Origin of the sequence: Embleya sp. NBC_00888 (assembly GCF_045207655.1) — a bacterium.
Lineage (GTDB): Bacteria > Actinomycetota > Actinomycetes > Streptomycetales > Streptomycetaceae > Embleya.
In genome coordinates, this window is record NZ_CP108785.1 from 2,218,716 (window position 1) to 2,235,426 (window position 16,711).

Sequence of the window (16,711 nt, forward strand, 5' to 3'; positions counted from 1 at the left end):
CGCCCCCGACCGGCGGGCTCACAGCAGGCCGCGGTCGTGCGCGTAGATCGCCGCGTGGGTGCGGTCGCGCAGGCCCAGGCGGGCCAGGATCCGCGAGATGTGGTTCTTGACCGTACCTTCGCTGAGGAACAGGCGGGCGGCGATCTCGCGGTTGGTCGATCCGGTGGCGATCAGTCGCAGTACCTCGGTTTCCCGCTCGGTCAGCACGTCGGGATCCGGCCCCGGCGTCGGCCCCGGTGCGCGATCGCGGTTCGACGCCGGCCCCTCGGGGCGCGCCGACTGGTCGGCACGCGCCGGCCCGTCGAGACGCCCCGGGCCGTCGGCACGCGCCGGTTCCGGGCGGGCCGGGCCGGCGGCCAGGCGCCGGGTGATCGAGGCGTCCAGTTGGGCGACGCCGGCGCGGGCCAGCCGTATCGCGGCGGCCAGTTGCGCCGAGGGCAGGTTCTTGAGCAGGTAGCCGACCGCGCCCGCGCGCAGCGCGTCGGCCACGTACTCGTCGTCGTCGAACGTGGTCAGCATGATCACCCGACACAGCGGCGCGCGTTCGCTCAGCAGCGCGACCGCGGTGACGCCGTCCATCACCGGCATCCGGACGTCCATCAGGATCACGTCCGGATGCTCGGCGCACGCGGTGTCCACCGCCTGACGGCCGTCCGAGACCGCGCCGATCACCGTGATTCCGGGCTGGATGCCCAGCAGCGAGGCGATGCCCTCGCGCACCAGTTCCTGGTCGTCGACCACCAACACCCGGACCGGTTCCTCCTCGTGGCCGCTCATCGGATCGACGCCCCGGCGCGCACCGGAGCGCGCGGCACCGTGACGGTGACCACCGTGCCGCGCCCGGGTGCGGCGTCGACCTCGACCCGGCCGCCGAGCAGGTCGACCCGTTCGCGCATCGCCCGCAGGCCGAAGCCGTCCCGGGTGCCCGGCACCCGGTCGCCGGGGTCGGCGCCGGGTGCGAAGCCGCGTCCGTCGTCGGCCACCACCAGCCGTGCCTCGCGTTCGCCGTACCGGGCGGACACCGCGACGTGTGCGGCGTCGGCGTGCCGATGCGCGTTGGTCACTCCCTCCTGTGCGGCCCGGTACAGCGCGGTGAGCGATTCGACGTGGTAGCCGCGCTCCTCGCCGGTCACGTCCAGGGTCACCCTGGCCGGCCCGCCGTCGACGTGCCGGACCAGGTCCGCGAGCGCCGCCGACAGTGAGAACGGCTCGCCCTCGTCCCGCAACGCCCTTACCGACACCCGGACTTCCTCGAGCGCTCGGCCTGCCGACCAGCGCGCGTCGGTGATCGCCCGCTCGGCGACCCGGGCGTCCAGGTCGCGGAACGCCGACGCCTTCTCCAACTGGATGGCGATCGCGGTGAGATGGTGGCCCAGTCCGTCGTGGAACTCGCGGGCCAGCCGATTGCGCTCCTGGGCCACCGACAACCGCTCCACCCGGGCCGCGTAGTCGGCCAACCGCGCGTGCGAATCCCGCAGTTCGCCCAACGTCTCCTCCAGCCGCACCCGACCGGCCTGCTCGCCCACCGCGATCGCGGCCATCGCGACGGCGAGCACCAGGCCCAGGCCGGACATCAGCAGGTCGGTGACGATGTCGGTACGCAGATACCACTCGGGCACCCGCAGCACGGTGCCGAGCAGGATCGTTCCCACGCACACCGCGCTCAGCGCCACACCGACCCGCCGGCCGAAGGCGAAGTACGCGGTGATCGGCACCAGGACGAACAGCGCCCGGGAAACCCCGGAGCGGTCGAGGCCGGCCGCCGCCGCGAACAGCGCGAGTCGGCCGATCAGCAACCACACGGCCGGCCGCGGCGGGGTGCGGACCGGGTGACGGCGTACCTCCCACCGATCCAGGGCGATCAGGAGCCGGCACGCCGCCACCCGCGACCCGCCTTCGGCGCGGTCGCGGGTGGCGGCGCCGCGCTCAGTGCGCCGTCGCCACCGGCGCCCCGGGAGCCCGCTTGTCGATCGAGACTCCACCGGCGGCGACCGCCGGCTCCTCGATCGGCGCGGTCGCGGTGATCACGTCGACCAGGTCACGGGAGGCGAGCGGCTCGACCGGTTCGCCCGCCAGCACCTTGCGCGCCCGGTCCCGGTCCAGCACGCCCTCCCACGAGGCCACCACGAGCGAGGCCACGCTGTTCCCGCACACGTTGGTCAGCGCCCGGCACTCGCTCATGAACTTGTCGATGCCGAACACCAGCATGATCCCGGCCACCGGCACGTGTCCCACCGTGGACAACGTCGCGGCGAGCACGATGAAGCCCGATCCGGTCACCCCGGCCGCACCCTTGGAGGTCAGCAACAGCACCGCCACCAGGCTCAGTTGTTGCCCCATGGACAGCGGGGTGTCGGTGGCCTGCGCGACGTAGAGCGCGGCGAGCGTCAGGTAGATACAGGTCCCGTCGAGGTTGAACGAGTACCCGCTGGGCACGGTCAGACCGGCCACCTGCCGGGGCACGCCCAGGTTCTCCATCTTGGTGATCACCCGGGGCAACACGGTCTCGCTGGACGAGGTGCCCAGCACGATCAGCAGTTCGTCCTTCATGTACCGCAGCAGGTGCAGGATGTTCAGCCGGATGGCCGCCATCACCAGGCCGAGCACCACCAGGACGAAGAACAGGCTCGTCCCGTAGAAGATCGCCACCAGCTTGCCCAGGCTGGTCAGCGTGTCGAGCCCGTACTTGCCGACGGTGAACGCCATCGCGCCGAACGCGCCGACCGGCGCCGCGTACATCACGATCCGCAGCACCGCGAACAGCACCCGGCCGGTGCGCTCCACGCCGATCGCGATGCCCTGCGCCGGACGCCCGACCAGCTTGATCGCGATGCCGAACAGGACCGCGAAGAACAACACCTTGAGCACGTCGCCGTCGGCGAAGGCGCCGACCACGCTGCTGGGCACCAGGTCGGTGAGGAAGTGCCACCAGGACTGCGCCTCACCCTTGTCGATGTAGCCCTGGGCGGCCTCGGAGACCTTCATCGAGCCGACGTCGGCGTGCACCCCGTCGCCGGGACGCAGCACGTTCATCACCACCAGGCCCAGGATCAGCGCGATGGTGGTCAGCGCCTCGAAGTAGACCAGCGACTTCCAGCCGATCCGGCCGGCGCCGCGCAGGCTGTCCACGCCCGCGATGCCGGTCACCACGGTGACGAAGATGATCGGCGTGATGATCATCTTGATCGCGTTGACGAACGTGTCGCCCAGCGGGCGAAGCTGCTCACCGGTGTGCGGCCAGGCGGCGCCGACCACGACGCCGGCGACGATGCCGACCAGGACCCATACGTACAGCAGCGTGTACCAGGGGCGGCGCGCCGGCGCCTCGTCGGGCGGTGGGCCGGACGTGCCGGCGGCCGGGTCGGTGGTGGTGACCTGGGACATGAGGGGCCTCCCGGGGAGGATGTCGGGTCGAGCGGACGGGAACGCTGCGACACCGGGGCCTGGCCCGGTCGGGCGGGCGGCGGAAACATCGGCGAAACAGCGCGTTACGCGACGTAGATTGGCGTGGCACCGGTGTCCGTCGTCGATTACGCGCATTACGCGCACGACTAAATTCCCGCCGAATCGCCGGAAACCGGATGAAATGCCGCCACTGGCTCTCTTGCGGTACGGCTGGGGCGTCCGGTGATAATTCGCGCATGGCCAACCAGAGCATCGCTCGGCAGGTGCTGCTGTGGCAGCTCGCCCTCGTCCTGCTGCTCGTCGCGGCCGGATCCGGTGTCGCGGTGCACGCCGTGCGCCGGTCCGGCGCGGAAACCGCCCGGGAGCGCGCGCTCGACGTGGCGCGTACGCTCGCCCGTGCGCCCGGCCTCGCCGAGGCCGCGACCGCCGCCGACCCGACCGCCCGGCTCCAGCCGATGGCCGAGGAGATCCGCAAGGAGAACGGCGTCGACTTCGTGGTGGTGATGAGCGTCGCCGGCATCCGCTACACCCACCCCGACCCGACCAGGATCGGGCAGACCTTCCTCGGCCACATCGACGCCGCGGCCCACGGGCGGACCTCGACAGAGACCTACACCGGCTCGCTGGGCCCCTCCGTACGCGCCGTCGTCCCGGTCGCCGGCGCCGACGGTCGCCCCGTCGCGCTCGTCTCGGTCGGCGTCACCAATCGCCGCGTCGACGCGCTGGTCGGCGAGGACGTCCCACTGGTGCTCACGGTCGCCGCCGGCGCGCTGGTCGTGGCCTGCGCGGCGAGCGTGGCGGTGCACCACCGGCTGCGCCGGCAGACCCTGGGCCTGGGGCCGGTCGAGCTGCGGCGCGTGTACGAACACCACGACGCGGTCCTGCACGCCGTCCGCGAGGGCCTGATCGTGGTGGACGCCAACGGCCGACTGGTGCTGGCCAACGACGAGGCCCTGCGGCTGCTCGCGCTGCCCACCGCACCCGAGGGGCGGCGCGTGCAGACCCTGGGCCTGGACGACACACTGGCCGAAACACTCGCCGCCGGCCGCACCGTCACCGACGAGATCCACCTGTGCGGCACTCGCGCGCTCGCGGTCAACATCAGCCCCACCGGCCGGGACGGCCGGATGGTGGCCACCTTCCGCGACCACACCGAACTGCGGGCGCTGGTCGGCGAACTCGACCAGGTCAAGGGCTTCGCCGAGGCGCTGCGCGCGTCCGCGCACGAGGCGGGCAACCGGCTGCACACCATCGTCGCGTTGGTGGAACTGGGGCGCGGCGAGGAGGCGATCCGGTTCGCCACCGGCGAACTGGCCGCCGCCCAGGACCTGGCCGACGAACTCACCGCCGCCGTGCACGAACCCGCCCTGGCCGCACTGCTGTTCGGCAAGCACGCGCAGGCCGCCGAACGCGGCGTGCAGTTGACCGTGACCGGCGGTCCGGCCGGCGCGGACGAGGCGGACCCGCTGGACGCGCTCGCCGCCCGATTCGAACCGCGGGACCTGGTCACCGTGGTGGGCAACCTGGTCGACAACGCGATCGACGCAGCGGTGTCCGCGCCGCCGCCGCGCACCGTACAGGTCACCATCGGCACGGATCCCGACGCGGCGGGCGCCCTGCTGCTGCGCGTCGCGGACAGCGGTCCCGGGATCGACGAACCGCTCACCGCGCGCGTGTTCGAGCGCGGTTGGAGCACCAAGGAGGCCTACGGATCCCAGGGCCGCGGCCTGGGCCTGGCCCTGGTCCGCGCCACGGTGGCCCGGCACGACGGCACCGTGGACGTCGACCGCGGCGACACCGGCGGCGCGGTGTTCACCGTCCGGTTGCCCGCATTGCCCGCCCAACGCCCGGGGGAACAACCATGATCCGCACCCTGATCGTCGAGGACGACCCGGTCCTGGCCGAGGCGCACGTGGTCTTCACCGGCCGCGTCCCGGGTTTCACCGTGGTCGGCGTCACCGGCAGCGGCGCCGAGGCACTGCGCCTGCTGTCCACCCGGCCGGTCGACCTGATTCTGCTCGACCTCTACCTCCCGGACCTGCACGGCCTGGACCTGTGCCGGAGCATCCGTGCCCAGGGTCACGACGCCGATGTCATCGCCGTCACCTCGGCCCGGGACCTGCGGCTGGTGCGCTCGGCGGTGTCACTGGGCGTGGTGCAGTACCTGCTCAAGCCGTTCTCGTTCGCCGCGTTCCGCGAACGCCTGGACGGCTACGCGGAATACCGCCGCCGGATCGGCGAGCCGAGCAGCGCGCCGACCGCCACCGGACAACAGGAGGTCGATCAGGCGTTCGCCGCGCTGCGCCGGACCTTCGACGCGCCGCCGCTGCCCAAGGGCCTGGCCGCCGCGACGTTCGAGGCGATCGTCGCGCACCTGGGCACCGGCGCGGTCACCTCGGCCGCCGACCTCGCCGACGCCCTCGGCATCTCCCGCCCGACCGCGCGCCGTTACCTGGACCACCTCTCCGCCCGCCGCCTGGTCTCCCGCGAACCACGCTACGGCGGCGCCGGCCGCCCCGAGTACGTCTACCGCTGGCACACCCCACAACCGACGGCGTCCGAACCACCGGCACCGGGCTAGACCCGGTCGAGAGTTCCCCGCCTACGCGGTCGACGCGGCCAAACGGCACCGCTCGCGGGTATCGCGGTCACCCGTCGGTCAGGACTTGGCGGCGTCCGAGAGGCGGACGAACGTGTAGCCCTGCTGCAGGAGTTCGGGTACGGCCAGGCGGATCCCGGCGGCGGTGCCGCCGCGCGGGTGGTTCATGTGGCCGATCACGACCGAGCCCGGGCGTACGCCCCGCATCGCCTTGCGCACCTGTTCCGGGGTGAAGGTGGCGCCGCCGTCCGCGTTGACGTGGAAGCCCGCGAAGCGTTCGCCGACGTCGGTGACGATGCGCGCCGCGACATCGTCGCAGTAGGCCGTCCCGGAGCGGAAGAACCGCGGTGGCCGGCCCAGCACTTCGGTGAGCTTGGCCCGGTTGCCGCAGATCTCGTCGTAGACCTCGCCCGCGTCCTTGGTGCCGGGAATCCCGTAGGCGGAGCGCCCGGACACCGACAACGGCAGGTGGCGGGTGCCGTGATTGCCGATCTCGAAGAGCGGATCGGCGGCCAACTGCCGGAGCGTGGAAAGGTTTTCGTCGACCCATCGGGAGTTCACGAACAGGGTCGCCGGTATCGAGCGTTCCCGCAGGAAGTCGACCAGCGCCTTGTCGTACTCGCTGCCACCCTTGCCACCGCACGCGTCGAACGTGAGCGCGGCCACCTTTGCGGTGCCCGGCAACCGGGACAACGATCCGGGCACCTCCAGGCCCCAACCGGTGGGCGCCTGCCGGCCGTACCGGGCGACGATCTCCGCCCGGGTGGGACCGGCGGGCGGCGGGCCGGCGGTGCGGCTCGGGTCCGGATCCGCGGGCATCGGTCGAGCCGCCGCCGGGGCCGGCGGTGCCGTCGTCGTCGGCGACGCGGACTTCCCCGACTCCGAACACCCCACCAGCAGCCCGCCCAAGGCAGCCGCCAACACCACACGTCGGCCCACGTCCATCGTGCCGTCCTCCGCATCCGCACGACGCCGGCCGTCGTATGAAGAACACCCTAGAAGATCATCGCCCCGGCCCGGACGACCGCGTGGCGGGGCGAAGGTGTCCGCGCGGCGGGTTAGGGTCCGGGCATGGCAGCGCGCATCGATCTGACCCTGGACTGCACGAACGCACCGCTCCTGGCGGCCTTCTGGAAGACCGCTCTGGGCTACGTCGACGAACCGCCGCCGGCGCCGTTCGAGACCCGCGAGGAATGGTTCGCGCAGTTCGATCCGCCGGCGGACGAGTCGGTGGACGACGCCGCGTGGTTGTGCGACCCGGACGGTGTGGGACCACGGTTGTCGATCCTCAAGGTCCCCGAGCCCAAGACCGCGAAGAACCGCCTGCACCTCGACATCCGGGTGCCCGGACACGGTTCCCCGCAGGAGCGTTGGGAACGGATCCGGATCGAGTCCGCACGGTTGGTGGCGGCGGGCGGCAGCGTCCTGTACGAGGACACCGACCACCACATCGTGATGGCCGACCCCGAGGGCAACGAATTCTGCGTCGCCGCCGGCCCGGCGACAACCTGACCGACACCCCACCCGGCCCCGGCGCGGCCCCGACCCGACACCGACGCGGCGGTCGGTGCCGGAAGCAACCCGTTCGACTGTCACTACCGGTCAGTGGCCGGTTACCGATGGTTGACGAGGCCGGCGCGGCCGAGGTTTCATGCACCGGTGGGAGAACGTGTGCATGCCGACATATGGGGGCTCGCAGAGGCCATGGAGTTCATCGAACGAGGGCCGGAACAGGGCAGGTTACAAACCGCGTTGAAGGAGTGCGCCGCGGCGCAGGGCGGCATCGTCCTGGTCGAGGGGGCGGTCGGTTGCGGCAAGAGCGAGACGCTCGCCTGGGCCGCCGAACAGGCCGCGAACGCGGGTGCGACGGTGCTGTCCGCCACCGCGCCGGCCGGCGGCGACGCTCGACCTCTGGCGCTCATCGGCCAGTTCCGGGACGGCCCGGCCGTCCCCCCGCGCCTGGCCCTCGCCCTGGAGCGGCTGGTCGAAGACGGGGAAACCCCGCGCGCGGCCCGGCGATTGACCACCGCGGTGCACGAGGTCGCGCTGCGCCGACCGGTGCTGGTGTGCGTCGACGACGTACACCACGCCGATGTCGCCTCCGTGCAGTGCCTGTTGCACCTGGCCCGACACTCCGGCCGGGCACGCGTGCTCGTGCTGCTCGCCCGCTCGCTCGACTTCGCACTGCCGGACCCGCAGTCGGACACCGAGTTCCTGCGGCTGCCCGCCCTGAGCCGGATCCGGCTCGGCCCGTTGAGCCCGACCGGCGTGGCCGGCCTGCTGGCCGAGGGGTTCGATCCACCCGGTCCGGAACGCGCCGCGGAATTCCACGAACTCACCGGCGGAAACCCCCTGTTGTTGCGCGCACTGCTTGCCGAGTACCGGTCCTCGGGCGGATCCGGGGCAACTCCCCTCCCGGCGCCCGGCGGCCCGTACGGCCGAGCCGTGCTGACCTGCCTGCGCCGCGGCGGCACCGGGATGTGGCGGGTGGCCAAGGCCGCGGCCGTGCTGGACACCGGCGCGTCGGCGCAGGTGCTGGGCCGGCTCGCCGGCACCACCCCGGTGGCCACCGCTCAGGCACTGGGCGCGTTGGCCGGCGCCGGTCTGCTGACCGAGGGCCGCCTACGCCCCGCGGCCGCGAACGCGCTGTCGAACAGCCTGGATCCGGCCGAACACGGCGCGCTGCACCGCCACGCGGCGACCGTACTGCGGCACGAGGGCGCGGCGGCGGCCCGGATCGCGACCCACCTGCTCGCCGCCCGTGAAGTGCCCGACGACGACGCGTGGGCGGTGCGCGTGTTGCGCGAGGCGGCCGAGGAGGCCCTGGGCCGGGACCGGGCCCGCCGGGCGGTCGCGTGCCTGGAACTGGCCGCCGAGCAGTGCCGCGACCCCGCCCTGCGCGCCGAGACGCACGTGCGGCTCGCCGAGGTCACCTGGCGGCTCAGCCCCGGAGCGGCCGAACAGCGCTGCCTGGGCGAACCGTTGACCGCGCTGGCGGTCGGCGACCTGCCGGTGTCGAGTATGACGCCGCTGGCACACCAGTTGCTCGCCCACGGCCGACTCGACGCGGCCCGTCAGGTCCTCGACCGGCTCAAGGAACGCACCGACCCCGGCGCGGAATGGGTCGACCACATCGATTCCGATACGCCACTGCCCTGGGTCTCCCCCGCGCCGCCGCGCGATCACGCCGACCGTCTCGAGGCGGCCGAGCGGCGGTTGCGCGTGTCCGGGTTGACCGACGTGACCCTCTCCTCCCTCGTCGCCGCGCTGCGTCTGTTGATCGAACACGATCGCGCGGGCGTCGCGGAGGCCCACGGCCGGTCCCTGCTGGCCGAGTCGCTCCACCGGGAAGCCCCGGGCTGGCAGGCCGTGTTCGGGTCCGTGTGCGCGGAGGCGGCGCTGCGCCAGGGTCGGTTGCCGGACGCGGAGACCTACGCCCTCGAGGCGATGGACGCGCTGCCCGAGCGCACCGGAAGTCTGTTCCTCGGCGGCCCGTTGGCCAGCCTGATCTGCGTGTACACCGAGATGGGCGACTACGAGGCCGCCGCGCGCCATGTGAACCAGCCGGTCGGCAAGGCCCTGTTCACCGGCTTGCCCGGGCTCGCCTATCTGCGCGCCCGGGGCCGCTTCCTGCTGGCCACCGACCGGGTCCGGGCCGCCCTCGCCGACTTCCTCCAGGTGGCCTGGTTGGCCCATGCCTGGGACGTGGACCAACCGTTCCTGGTGCCCTGGCGGACCGATGCCGCCGAGGCCCTGCTGCGGCTCGACGAGACCGACCGTGCCCGGCAGTTGGTGGCGGAGCAACTGCGCCTGTGCGGTCCCGGTGGCGGCCGGGTGCGCGGCACCACACTGCGACTGCGCGCGATGACCGTCGACGTCGCCGAGCGCCCGGCGCTGCTCGCCCAGGCGGTCGAGGCACTGCGCCGGTCCGAGGACCCGTTGGAGCTGGCCCGCACCCTGGAGGCGCTCGCCGAGTCGTACCGGGCACGGGCCGAGCCGGCCCGGGCCGCCACGCTCCAGTCCCGGGTCTGGCACCTGACCCGGGAGTGCGGCGCGCGCCCGCGCTCGCGCAACGTCTCGCACGCCTACGCCGACCTGATCGCCGGCAACGCCGGCGCCGCCGCGGCGGACCTGAGCGAGTCGGAGAAGCGCGTGGCCGCGCTGGCCGCGTCCGGGTACAGCAACCGGGCCATCGCCGAGGAGTTGTTCATCACGGTCAGCACCGTCGAGCAACACCTGACCCGGGTCTATCGCAAACTCGACATCAAGAACCGCCGGCAACTGCCCGGCCTGCTGCGGTCGAACCCGGATCGCCATCGACCCGGGCCGTGCCCGCACACCACCGCCGCCACCGGCCGCACCGGCTCGGAGCTCACCGGCTCAGACGCGCACCGGTAGCCCCATCGCCCGGGCGAGCAGGCCGCGACGCAGGTCGCCGCTGCCGCCGAGGCTCTCGGTCGGCGCCTCGCGCAGTCCGTGTCCGAACATCCCCTCGGCCGTCGCGCCCGTGCCCAGCGCGGCGGCCGGACCGAGCAGTTCGAGCACCATCGCGCCGAAGTCCGCCGCCAGTTCACCGCCCAGCGCGCCCGCCGCGAGCGCGTGCAGTCGCGCCGCGCCGTCGTCGGCGTCCGGCGTGCACACCGCCGCCGCCGCCAACAGGCGTACCGCCTGGATCCGCACGGCCAGTTCGGTCACCGCGGCCCGGGCCGCGGAACCGCGCGCTCCCGCCGCCGAGGCCGCTCCCGGTCCCGCGCGCAGCAGGGCGAGCAGGTCGACCAGTTCGCGATGCAGCGTGGCCGCGACGTCGCCGGCCACGGCGGACTCGGCGGCGAAGGTGTCGGTGATCACCTCCCAACCACCGTGCACGGCACCGATCCTGGCGGTGTCCGGGACCCGGACCCGGTCGAGCAGCACGTCGCTGCCCGCCTCCCCCGCCGCGGTCCGATACGGCCGCACCCGTACACCCGGCGCGTCCAGCGGCACCAGGAAGACCGTGACGGCGGCCCGCAGCGCCGCGGCGCCCGGTTGCGTACGCGCCGCCAGCCACAGGTACCGGGCCCGATGCGCGTCGGCGGTCCACAGCCGGTCGCCGGTCAGCGTCCAGTCGCCGGCGTCGTCGCGCACCGCGTCGACCCGCACCGCGGCCGGGTCGAACTCCTCGCGCACGGCCCGGTAGGCGGGCGCGATCCGCAGCGCGCCCCGGCGGATCGCGGGCAGCAGCCGCTCGCGCTGTTCCGGTGTACCGTGCCGGGCGATCGGCGCACCGAACACGGTCGCGGTGGCCAGCGCGTCGGCGACCGGCAGGCGATGCCGGCAGACCTCCTGGCGCAGCGCGAACCGCTCGGCGGGGGTGCCGCCGCTGCCGCCGTGCGCGGCGGACCAGCCCAGTGCGAACCAACCGTGTTCGGCCAACTCGGCCACCGCGTCCGGGTCGTCCCCCGGGTCGCCGACGGCCGGCGGGCAGGTCTGCCGACCGGCGACCACCTTACGCAACGCCTTGCGCAGGGCGTCCCCGTCCGGGCCCAGTCGCGGTTCCGGGAGTTCGGCCTCCGTCTGCGGGTCGTCGTCGAGCAGGCGATCGGCGACCTCGCCGCCGGGCGAGCCGAATCCACCCAGGCAGGCCAGGTCGGCGTGTACCCGCCGAAACAGCCACGGTGCCTCGTGTTCGTCGAAACAATCGGCCGAGAACGGTGGGTCGTGCACGTCCGCGCGCACCCGCGGGGCGATGCGGCGCACGTGTGCGACGGCCAGTTCGACGGCGATCACCCAGTCGGTGCCACCCTCGGCGTACCGGCGTACCGCGTCCGCGATCAGCAGGTCGCCCGCGTCGAGTTCGATCCGGCCGTTCACGGCCCGCTCGCGGACCGCGCCGAACGCACCCACCCGCGCGTCGAATCGGGTACGCGCGCGTGCGTGTGCCAGTGCGGACGTCGCGGCCCGCTCGGCGGCGCCGAACGCGCGCACGGCCAGGCCCAGCCGCAGCAGGGCCACCACCCGGTCGGTCCGGTCCGCCGAGATCGCGCTGTACGCGAGCGCCGGACCGAGGCGGGCCCGGGACCACCTGGGCATCGCCAGTCCCTCGACCGGTTCCGCCGCCATGATCCGATACAGCCCCACCGGGCCGCCGCCGAACGGCAGGCGCATGACGTGGGTCGCCGCGTCGCCGGCCTCGATCAGGCAGTCCGCGCCGACCTCGGCCTCGTCCGGGCCGCCCGGCAGCGCGGTCGCCACTCGGATGCCACCGTCCCCGATGGCGCCGGCCAGGCCGATGTTGGCGGCGAACAGCCGGCTCGCGACGAACGCGTCCAGCACCGGCAACGGGCATGCGGCCCGGCCCAGTTCGCGTGTCACGGCGACGGCTGCGGCGAGCGCGTCGGTGCCGCCGAGATCGAACCAGCCGTGCACGGCGCCCACATCCCACAGCCGGTCCAGTTCCCCGGTGGGCGCGGCGCCGGCCCGACCCCAGTGCCGGCCGATCAGGGTCGCCGCGTTTCCGGCGAACTCCGCGACCTCGTCCCCGTACGACACGTCCATGGCGCGCTCCCTTCGGCGGTGTGTCCCGGGCGCGCGTTCGGACCCGGATCCGCTCCGGCGGCCCACGCGACGCCCTTGATCCGACCGGGAATCGCCGCGTCGACGCTGGGCACGTCGACGCGGCGGTCAACCGGTTGGCGTGATCAGCCTATGAACACGCAACGTAGTGGCGAAACCCCTGACTGTTACCCCTATCGAGCTGGGGTCGGCCGCGGCCCGGCCGAAGACAGCCCGCACCCGGCGACATTCGCCCCTTTTTCGGAGCCTTCGCCGCACCCGGGCCGGCCCGGATCCGCCGCGATCGGGTCAGGTCCCCACCGGGCTCGGGCAGATCCGGTTCTCCAGGCGCCGAACCGCCGTGGTCACCGACACCGGCGTCTCGGCCCCTCCCGACATGCCGCGGCTTCCGGCCGCCGCCGCGGTACACACGAGTTGGTCCAGCGCGATGTCGGTGAGCGAGTCGGAACCGGCCAGGTCGATCCGGATCGTGCCGCTCTGGACCGTCACCCGCGCGGGTCCGGCGTTCACCGGGACGGTGGTGGTCACCCCGTCCCCGACCTCCTGCGCCGTGGGCCCCGCCAGCAGCAGGTCCAGCGCGGCCTGCGGACCGGCACCGGCGAGCGAGGTGCGCAACGTGGGGCGCAGCCGGTGATCGGCGACCAGGTAGATGTACACACTTCCGGGATGCTCCGCGTCGGCGGGCGCGATCATGCCCGTGGCGGGCTCCCCCGCCTCCACCACGCCGGTGGTGGGAATGCCGCAGCCGACGCCGACCGCGAGGAGCAGCGCCGCGAGCGGTGGCAGTGCGTATCGGCCGGCCATCACGTGTCCTTTTCGGTTCGGGCCCGGGCGTACCGGGGCAGTTCCACGGTGAACAAGGCTCCACCGTCGGGTCGGTTGGCCGCCCGGATCCGTCCGTCGTGCAGTCGCACGTTCTCCAGTGTGATCGCCGTGCCCAGGCCGCTGCCCGCCGAGCGCGCGCGGGCCGTGTCGGCCTTGAAGAATCGCTCGAAGACCCGGTCCAGGGTGTCGGCGGCGAGACCGGGGCCGCGGTCGGCGACCCGCAGCACGACCCACGGGCCGTCCGCCCGCCGCTCGCTGCTCAGGCTCACCTCGACCGGCGGCGCGCCGTGCCGCAGCGCGTTGCCCACCAGGTTGGCCACCACCACGTCGAAGCGCCGGGGATCGACCTCGGCCCGGATCCCGTCCGGCAGGTCGGTGACCACCGCGTCCGACCAGGCCCGCGCGGCCAGGCAGCGGCGTACCGCCTCCGCCACGTCGAGTTCGTCCACGTTCAGCGCGGCGGCGCCGGCGTCGAAGCGGGAGATCTCCATCAGGTCGTCCACCAGCCGGGTGAGCTTGCCGGTCTCGGTGGAGACCAGGCGCAGCGCGGCGGCGGTGTCCGAATCCAGCGTCTCGGCGGCGGCGTCCTCGTCGAGCACGTCGATCACGGCGGCCATCGCGGCCAGCGGGGTGCGCAGTTCGTGCGAGACGTCGGCCGCGAAACCGCGTGCCCTGGCCTCCATCGTCCGCAGCCGCGCCTCGTGTTCCTCCAAGGCCGCCGCGGTGTGGTTGAAGTCGCGCGCCAGTTCGGCGAGTTCGTCGCCGCCCTTGACCTCCAGCCGGGTGTCCAGGCGACCCTGTGCCAGGCGCCGGGTGGCCCGCTGGAGGGCGCGGACCGGCCGCAGTACGCCGCCGGCCACGATCAGGGCCGGGACCAGCGCGAGCAGGACCGCGGGGATCGCGCCGTTGCGCGCCGCCCGGACCAGGGCCGCCTCCTCCTGGACCTGACCGGCCATCGAGGTGATCACGTAGACCTGCACCCCGGAGGCGACCCGGCCGTCGCGGTTGGCGAAGGTGATCGGTACGCCGACGACGAGCGCGAGCATGCCGTGGTCGTCCACCCGCTGGAACGCGGTCGAGACGTGGTCGGTGACGATCCTGCGCAACTCCCGCGGGATCGCGTCGGGAGTCGTACTGGAGTCGCCGGCCGCCCACAAGTCCCCGAAGCTCACCACGACGGTCCAGTGGTCGGTGTTGCCCCGGGTGTCCACCAGCGCGACGATCCGGTCGATCGCCGCCTGGTCCGGGGGGAAGGGCACGGACGGTGCGACCGCCTCGACCCGGTCGCGCACCGAGCGCACCACCGAGTCCTGGGTGCGTTGCAACATCGCGGTACGGGCTTCCCGATAGGTCAGCGCGGCCGTCGCGAGCGCGGCGAACGCGGCGACGAGCAGGCAGGCCGCGGCCAGTCGTACCCGTAGTCCGCGCAGCCAGGCCAGCGGCCCGGTCACAGCGGCCCGAAGCGATAGCCGAACCCGCGCACGGTCTGGATGTAGCGGGCCGGCCGGTCCGGCTCCTCGATCTTGATCCGCAGCCGCTTGACGCACGCGTCGACCAGCCGGCTGTCGCCGAGGTAGGGGTGTTCCCACACCGACTCCAACAACTGCCCGCGGCTGAAGACCTGGCCGGGGGACGCGGACAGGGCGAGCAGCAGCCGCAGTTCGGAGGGCGCGAGGGCGACCGACTGCCCGGCCTTGAGCACCGTCAGGGCGGTGCGATCCACGGTGAGGTCCCCGTATACCTCGCGCCGCCCGGCCGGGACGGCGGATTCGGTGCGGCGCAGGACCGCGCGGATCCGTGCCTCCAGGACCCGGGCCTGGACCGGTTTGACCACGTAGTCGTCGGCGCCGGCCTCCAGGCCGATCACGACGTCCATGTCCTCGTTGCGCGCGGTGAGCATGATCACCGGCAGGGTGCCGGCCCTGCGGATCCGGCGGCACACCTCGAAGCCGTCGATGCCGGGCAACATCAGGTCCAGCACCACCAGGTCGGGAGCGAATCCGGCCACTCCCGCGAGGCCGTCCTCGCCGGTGTGCCGCACCTCGGTCGTGTGGCCCTGCCGGCGCAGGCCGATGGCAAGGCCCTCGGCCACGGCGGGGTCGTCTTCGATCAGGAGCACGCGAACCATTGATTCAGTATCGATCAGGCCGACCGTGCGAACAGCCGTCGAGGAAGCGATCGGGCCGGTTGTGACAGAACGGTCTTGTTCCCGGCCGACTCCGGTCATCCCCGCTCGCCATGGTCGGGGCCATGACGAACCACCTTTCGCTCACCGTGCGCCGTCCTCGCTCGGCGCGGCCGATCGTGCTCGCCGTCGTCGCCGCGCTGTTGGCCCTCGTGGCGGGGTGTGCCGGCGAGGCCGGCCGGACCGACCCGGCCCCCGTGGCCACCCTCTCCAGCCGGATCGACCTCCCGCAGCCGATCAGCCCCGAATGGCCCAAGGACGGCCAGGCGGCCGTGTCGGTCGAGGGCGCCCGGGACCCGATCGTGTCCGGCGCGGCCAAGCCGACGCCGACCGCGAGCCTGGCCAAGGTGATGACCGCGTACGTGTTCCTCAAGGCCAAGCCGCTCGTGCCCGGCGCGGCGGGGCCGACGTTCACCGTCTCGGCGGAGGAGGCCGGCCGCTATGCCGAGCGCCTGCGCCGCTTCGAGAGCCTGACCCCGGTGACCCCGGGCGAGCCGTTCACCCAGCGTCGGGCCCTGGAGGCCCTGATGACGATATCGGCGAGCAACATCGCGCACGAGATCGCCCGCTGGGTGGACGGGAACGAGGCCGCTTTCGTGGCCCGGATGAACCGCGCCGCCCGCGAATTGGGCATGCGCGACACCACCTACACCGATCCCTCCGGCTTCGACCGGGCCACCGTGAGCACCGCCGCCGACCAGGTCCGACTGTTCACGGTGGCGATGCGCGACCCGGCCTTCGCCGCGGTCGCCGGCGTCCCCAGCTACACCGACTCGGCGCGGATCACCAAGCCCAACGGCAATACCCTGCTCGGCCGCGAGGGCGTGCTGGCGGGCAAGACCGGATTCACCACCCCCGCCGGCGCCAACCTGGTCTTCGCCGCCGAGCGCCATGTCGACGGCAAGCCGCACCTGGTGGTCTGCGCGGTCATGGCCCAGCACAAGGGCAGCACGGCGGCCGCCGCGATCAACGCGAGCGAGACGCTGATCCGTTCGATCGGGGCACCGTGACGACTGCGGGCGGGGCCGGCGGGGCGGGCGGCGCCGAGCTGCTTCCCGCGCGTCCCGGCGCCCCTCGCGTCCCTCGCGTCGCGGGCTCCCTCGCTTCGCGGGCTCCCGCTCGTCCCGGCCCCCACCCGGCTCGAC

13 protein-coding genes are annotated in these 16,711 nt (G+C 73.5%); 5 read left to right on the forward strand and 8 right to left on the reverse strand.

Annotation, left to right across the window (positions count from 1 at the left end):
* Window positions 1-18: 18 nt before the first annotated feature.
* From OG948_RS44035 to dctA, 3 genes are read right to left on the reverse strand one after another with little or no spacing between them, the layout of a single operon-like run.
* On the reverse strand, window positions 19-777 hold the full coding sequence (locus tag OG948_RS44035) for a response regulator transcription factor (protein WP_331770613.1): 759 nt from the start codon (window positions 775-777) through the stop codon (window positions 19-21).
* Complete coding sequence (locus OG948_RS44040) at window positions 774-1,883, reverse strand: sensor histidine kinase (protein ID WP_331770614.1); 1,110 nt, start codon at window positions 1,881-1,883, stop codon at window positions 774-776. The genes OG948_RS44035 and OG948_RS44040 overlap by 4 nt, the downstream gene beginning before the upstream one ends.
* Window positions 1,884-1,926: 43 nt before the next feature.
* Window positions 1,927-3,384: a C4-dicarboxylate transporter DctA gene (dctA, locus tag OG948_RS44045; protein WP_331770615.1), complete on the reverse strand. Its 1,458-nt coding sequence runs from the start codon at window positions 3,382-3,384 to the stop codon at window positions 1,927-1,929.
* Window positions 3,385-3,641: 257 nt separating this feature from the next.
* Here dctA and OG948_RS44050 point away from each other — a divergent pair, with 257 nt between their 5' ends.
* Both OG948_RS44050 and OG948_RS44055 read left to right on the forward strand, forming a co-directional pair.
* Window positions 3,642-5,270: a sensor histidine kinase gene (locus OG948_RS44050; RefSeq protein ID WP_331770616.1), complete on the forward strand. Its 1,629-nt coding sequence runs from the start codon at window positions 3,642-3,644 to the stop codon at window positions 5,268-5,270.
* Window positions 5,267-5,986: a response regulator gene (locus OG948_RS44055; RefSeq protein ID WP_331770617.1), complete on the forward strand. Its 720-nt coding sequence runs from the start codon at window positions 5,267-5,269 to the stop codon at window positions 5,984-5,986. The genes OG948_RS44050 and OG948_RS44055 overlap by 4 nt, the downstream gene beginning before the upstream one ends.
* A gap of 78 nt (window positions 5,987-6,064) precedes the next feature.
* Here OG948_RS44055 and OG948_RS44060 read toward each other — a convergent pair whose 3' ends face one another.
* The gene (locus OG948_RS44060; RefSeq protein ID WP_331770618.1) at window positions 6,065-6,949 is read right to left on the reverse strand and encodes a polysaccharide deacetylase family protein; all 885 of its coding nucleotides are present in this window, start codon (window positions 6,947-6,949) and stop codon (window positions 6,065-6,067) included.
* A 126-nt stretch (window positions 6,950-7,075) separates the two neighbouring features.
* Here OG948_RS44060 and OG948_RS44065 point away from each other — a divergent pair, with 126 nt between their 5' ends.
* Together OG948_RS44065 and OG948_RS44070 are read left to right on the forward strand one after the other, a co-directional pair.
* The gene (locus tag OG948_RS44065; RefSeq protein WP_331770619.1) at window positions 7,076-7,516 is read left to right on the forward strand and encodes a VOC family protein; all 441 of its coding nucleotides are present in this window, start codon (window positions 7,076-7,078) and stop codon (window positions 7,514-7,516) included.
* A 159-nt stretch (window positions 7,517-7,675) separates the two neighbouring features.
* On the forward strand, window positions 7,676-10,402 hold the full coding sequence (locus tag OG948_RS44070; RefSeq protein ID WP_331770620.1) for a LuxR family transcriptional regulator: 2,727 nt from the start codon (window positions 7,676-7,678) through the stop codon (window positions 10,400-10,402).
* Here OG948_RS44070 and OG948_RS44075 read toward each other — a convergent pair.
* The 4 genes from OG948_RS44075 to OG948_RS44090 all read right to left on the reverse strand — a co-directional run bounded on the left by OG948_RS44075 (window position 10,385) and on the right by OG948_RS44090 (window position 15,509).
* Window positions 10,385-12,538: an acyl-CoA dehydrogenase family protein gene (locus OG948_RS44075; protein ID WP_331770621.1), complete on the reverse strand. Its 2,154-nt coding sequence runs from the start codon at window positions 12,536-12,538 to the stop codon at window positions 10,385-10,387. The genes OG948_RS44070 and OG948_RS44075 overlap by 18 nt on opposite strands.
* A 306-nt stretch (window positions 12,539-12,844) precedes the next feature.
* Window positions 12,845-13,360 carry a GerMN domain-containing protein gene (locus OG948_RS44080; protein WP_331770622.1) on the reverse strand — a complete coding sequence of 172 codons (516 nt, stop codon included), beginning with the start codon at window positions 13,358-13,360 and terminating at the stop codon, window positions 12,845-12,847.
* A complete protein-coding gene (locus OG948_RS44085; protein ID WP_331770623.1) occupies window positions 13,360-14,832 on the reverse strand; it encodes an ATP-binding protein in 1,473 nt (490 codons plus the stop codon). Before OG948_RS44085 ends, OG948_RS44080 begins: the two co-directional genes overlap by 1 nt.
* A complete protein-coding gene (locus OG948_RS44090; RefSeq protein ID WP_331770624.1) occupies window positions 14,829-15,509 on the reverse strand; it encodes a response regulator transcription factor in 681 nt (226 codons plus the stop codon). Before OG948_RS44090 ends, OG948_RS44085 begins: the two co-directional genes overlap by 4 nt.
* A gap of 122 nt (window positions 15,510-15,631) precedes the next feature.
* Between OG948_RS44090 and OG948_RS44095 the strand changes: the two genes are divergently transcribed.
* Window positions 15,632-16,576, forward strand: coding sequence for a D-alanyl-D-alanine carboxypeptidase (locus OG948_RS44095; RefSeq protein ID WP_331770625.1), 945 nt, complete (start codon window positions 15,632-15,634; stop codon window positions 16,574-16,576).
* The last annotated feature ends 135 nt before the right edge of the window (window positions 16,577-16,711 follow it).

Coding starts and splice junctions, on each gene's coding strand:
- OG948_RS44035 (WP_331770613.1), bottom strand. CDS start 777: ATGAGCGGCCACGAGGAGGAACCGGTCCGGGTGTTGGTGGTCGACGAC.
- dctA (WP_331770615.1), bottom strand. CDS start 3,384: ATGTCCCAGGTCACCACCACCGACCCGGCCGCCGGCACGTCCGGCCCA.
- OG948_RS44050 (WP_331770616.1), top strand. CDS start 3,642: ATGGCCAACCAGAGCATCGCTCGGCAGGTGCTGCTGTGGCAGCTCGCC.
- OG948_RS44055 (WP_331770617.1), top strand. CDS start 5,267: ATGATCCGCACCCTGATCGTCGAGGACGACCCGGTCCTGGCCGAGGCG.
- OG948_RS44060 (WP_331770618.1), bottom strand. CDS start 6,949: ATGGACGTGGGCCGACGTGTGGTGTTGGCGGCTGCCTTGGGCGGGCTG.
- OG948_RS44065 (WP_331770619.1), top strand. CDS start 7,076: ATGGCAGCGCGCATCGATCTGACCCTGGACTGCACGAACGCACCGCTC.
- OG948_RS44075 (WP_331770621.1), bottom strand. CDS start 12,538: ATGGACGTGTCGTACGGGGACGAGGTCGCGGAGTTCGCCGGAAACGCG.
- OG948_RS44080 (WP_331770622.1), bottom strand. CDS start 13,360: ATGGCCGGCCGATACGCACTGCCACCGCTCGCGGCGCTGCTCCTCGCG.
- OG948_RS44090 (WP_331770624.1), bottom strand. CDS start 15,509: ATGGTTCGCGTGCTCCTGATCGAAGACGACCCCGCCGTGGCCGAGGGC.
- OG948_RS44095 (WP_331770625.1), top strand. CDS start 15,632: ATGACGAACCACCTTTCGCTCACCGTGCGCCGTCCTCGCTCGGCGCGG.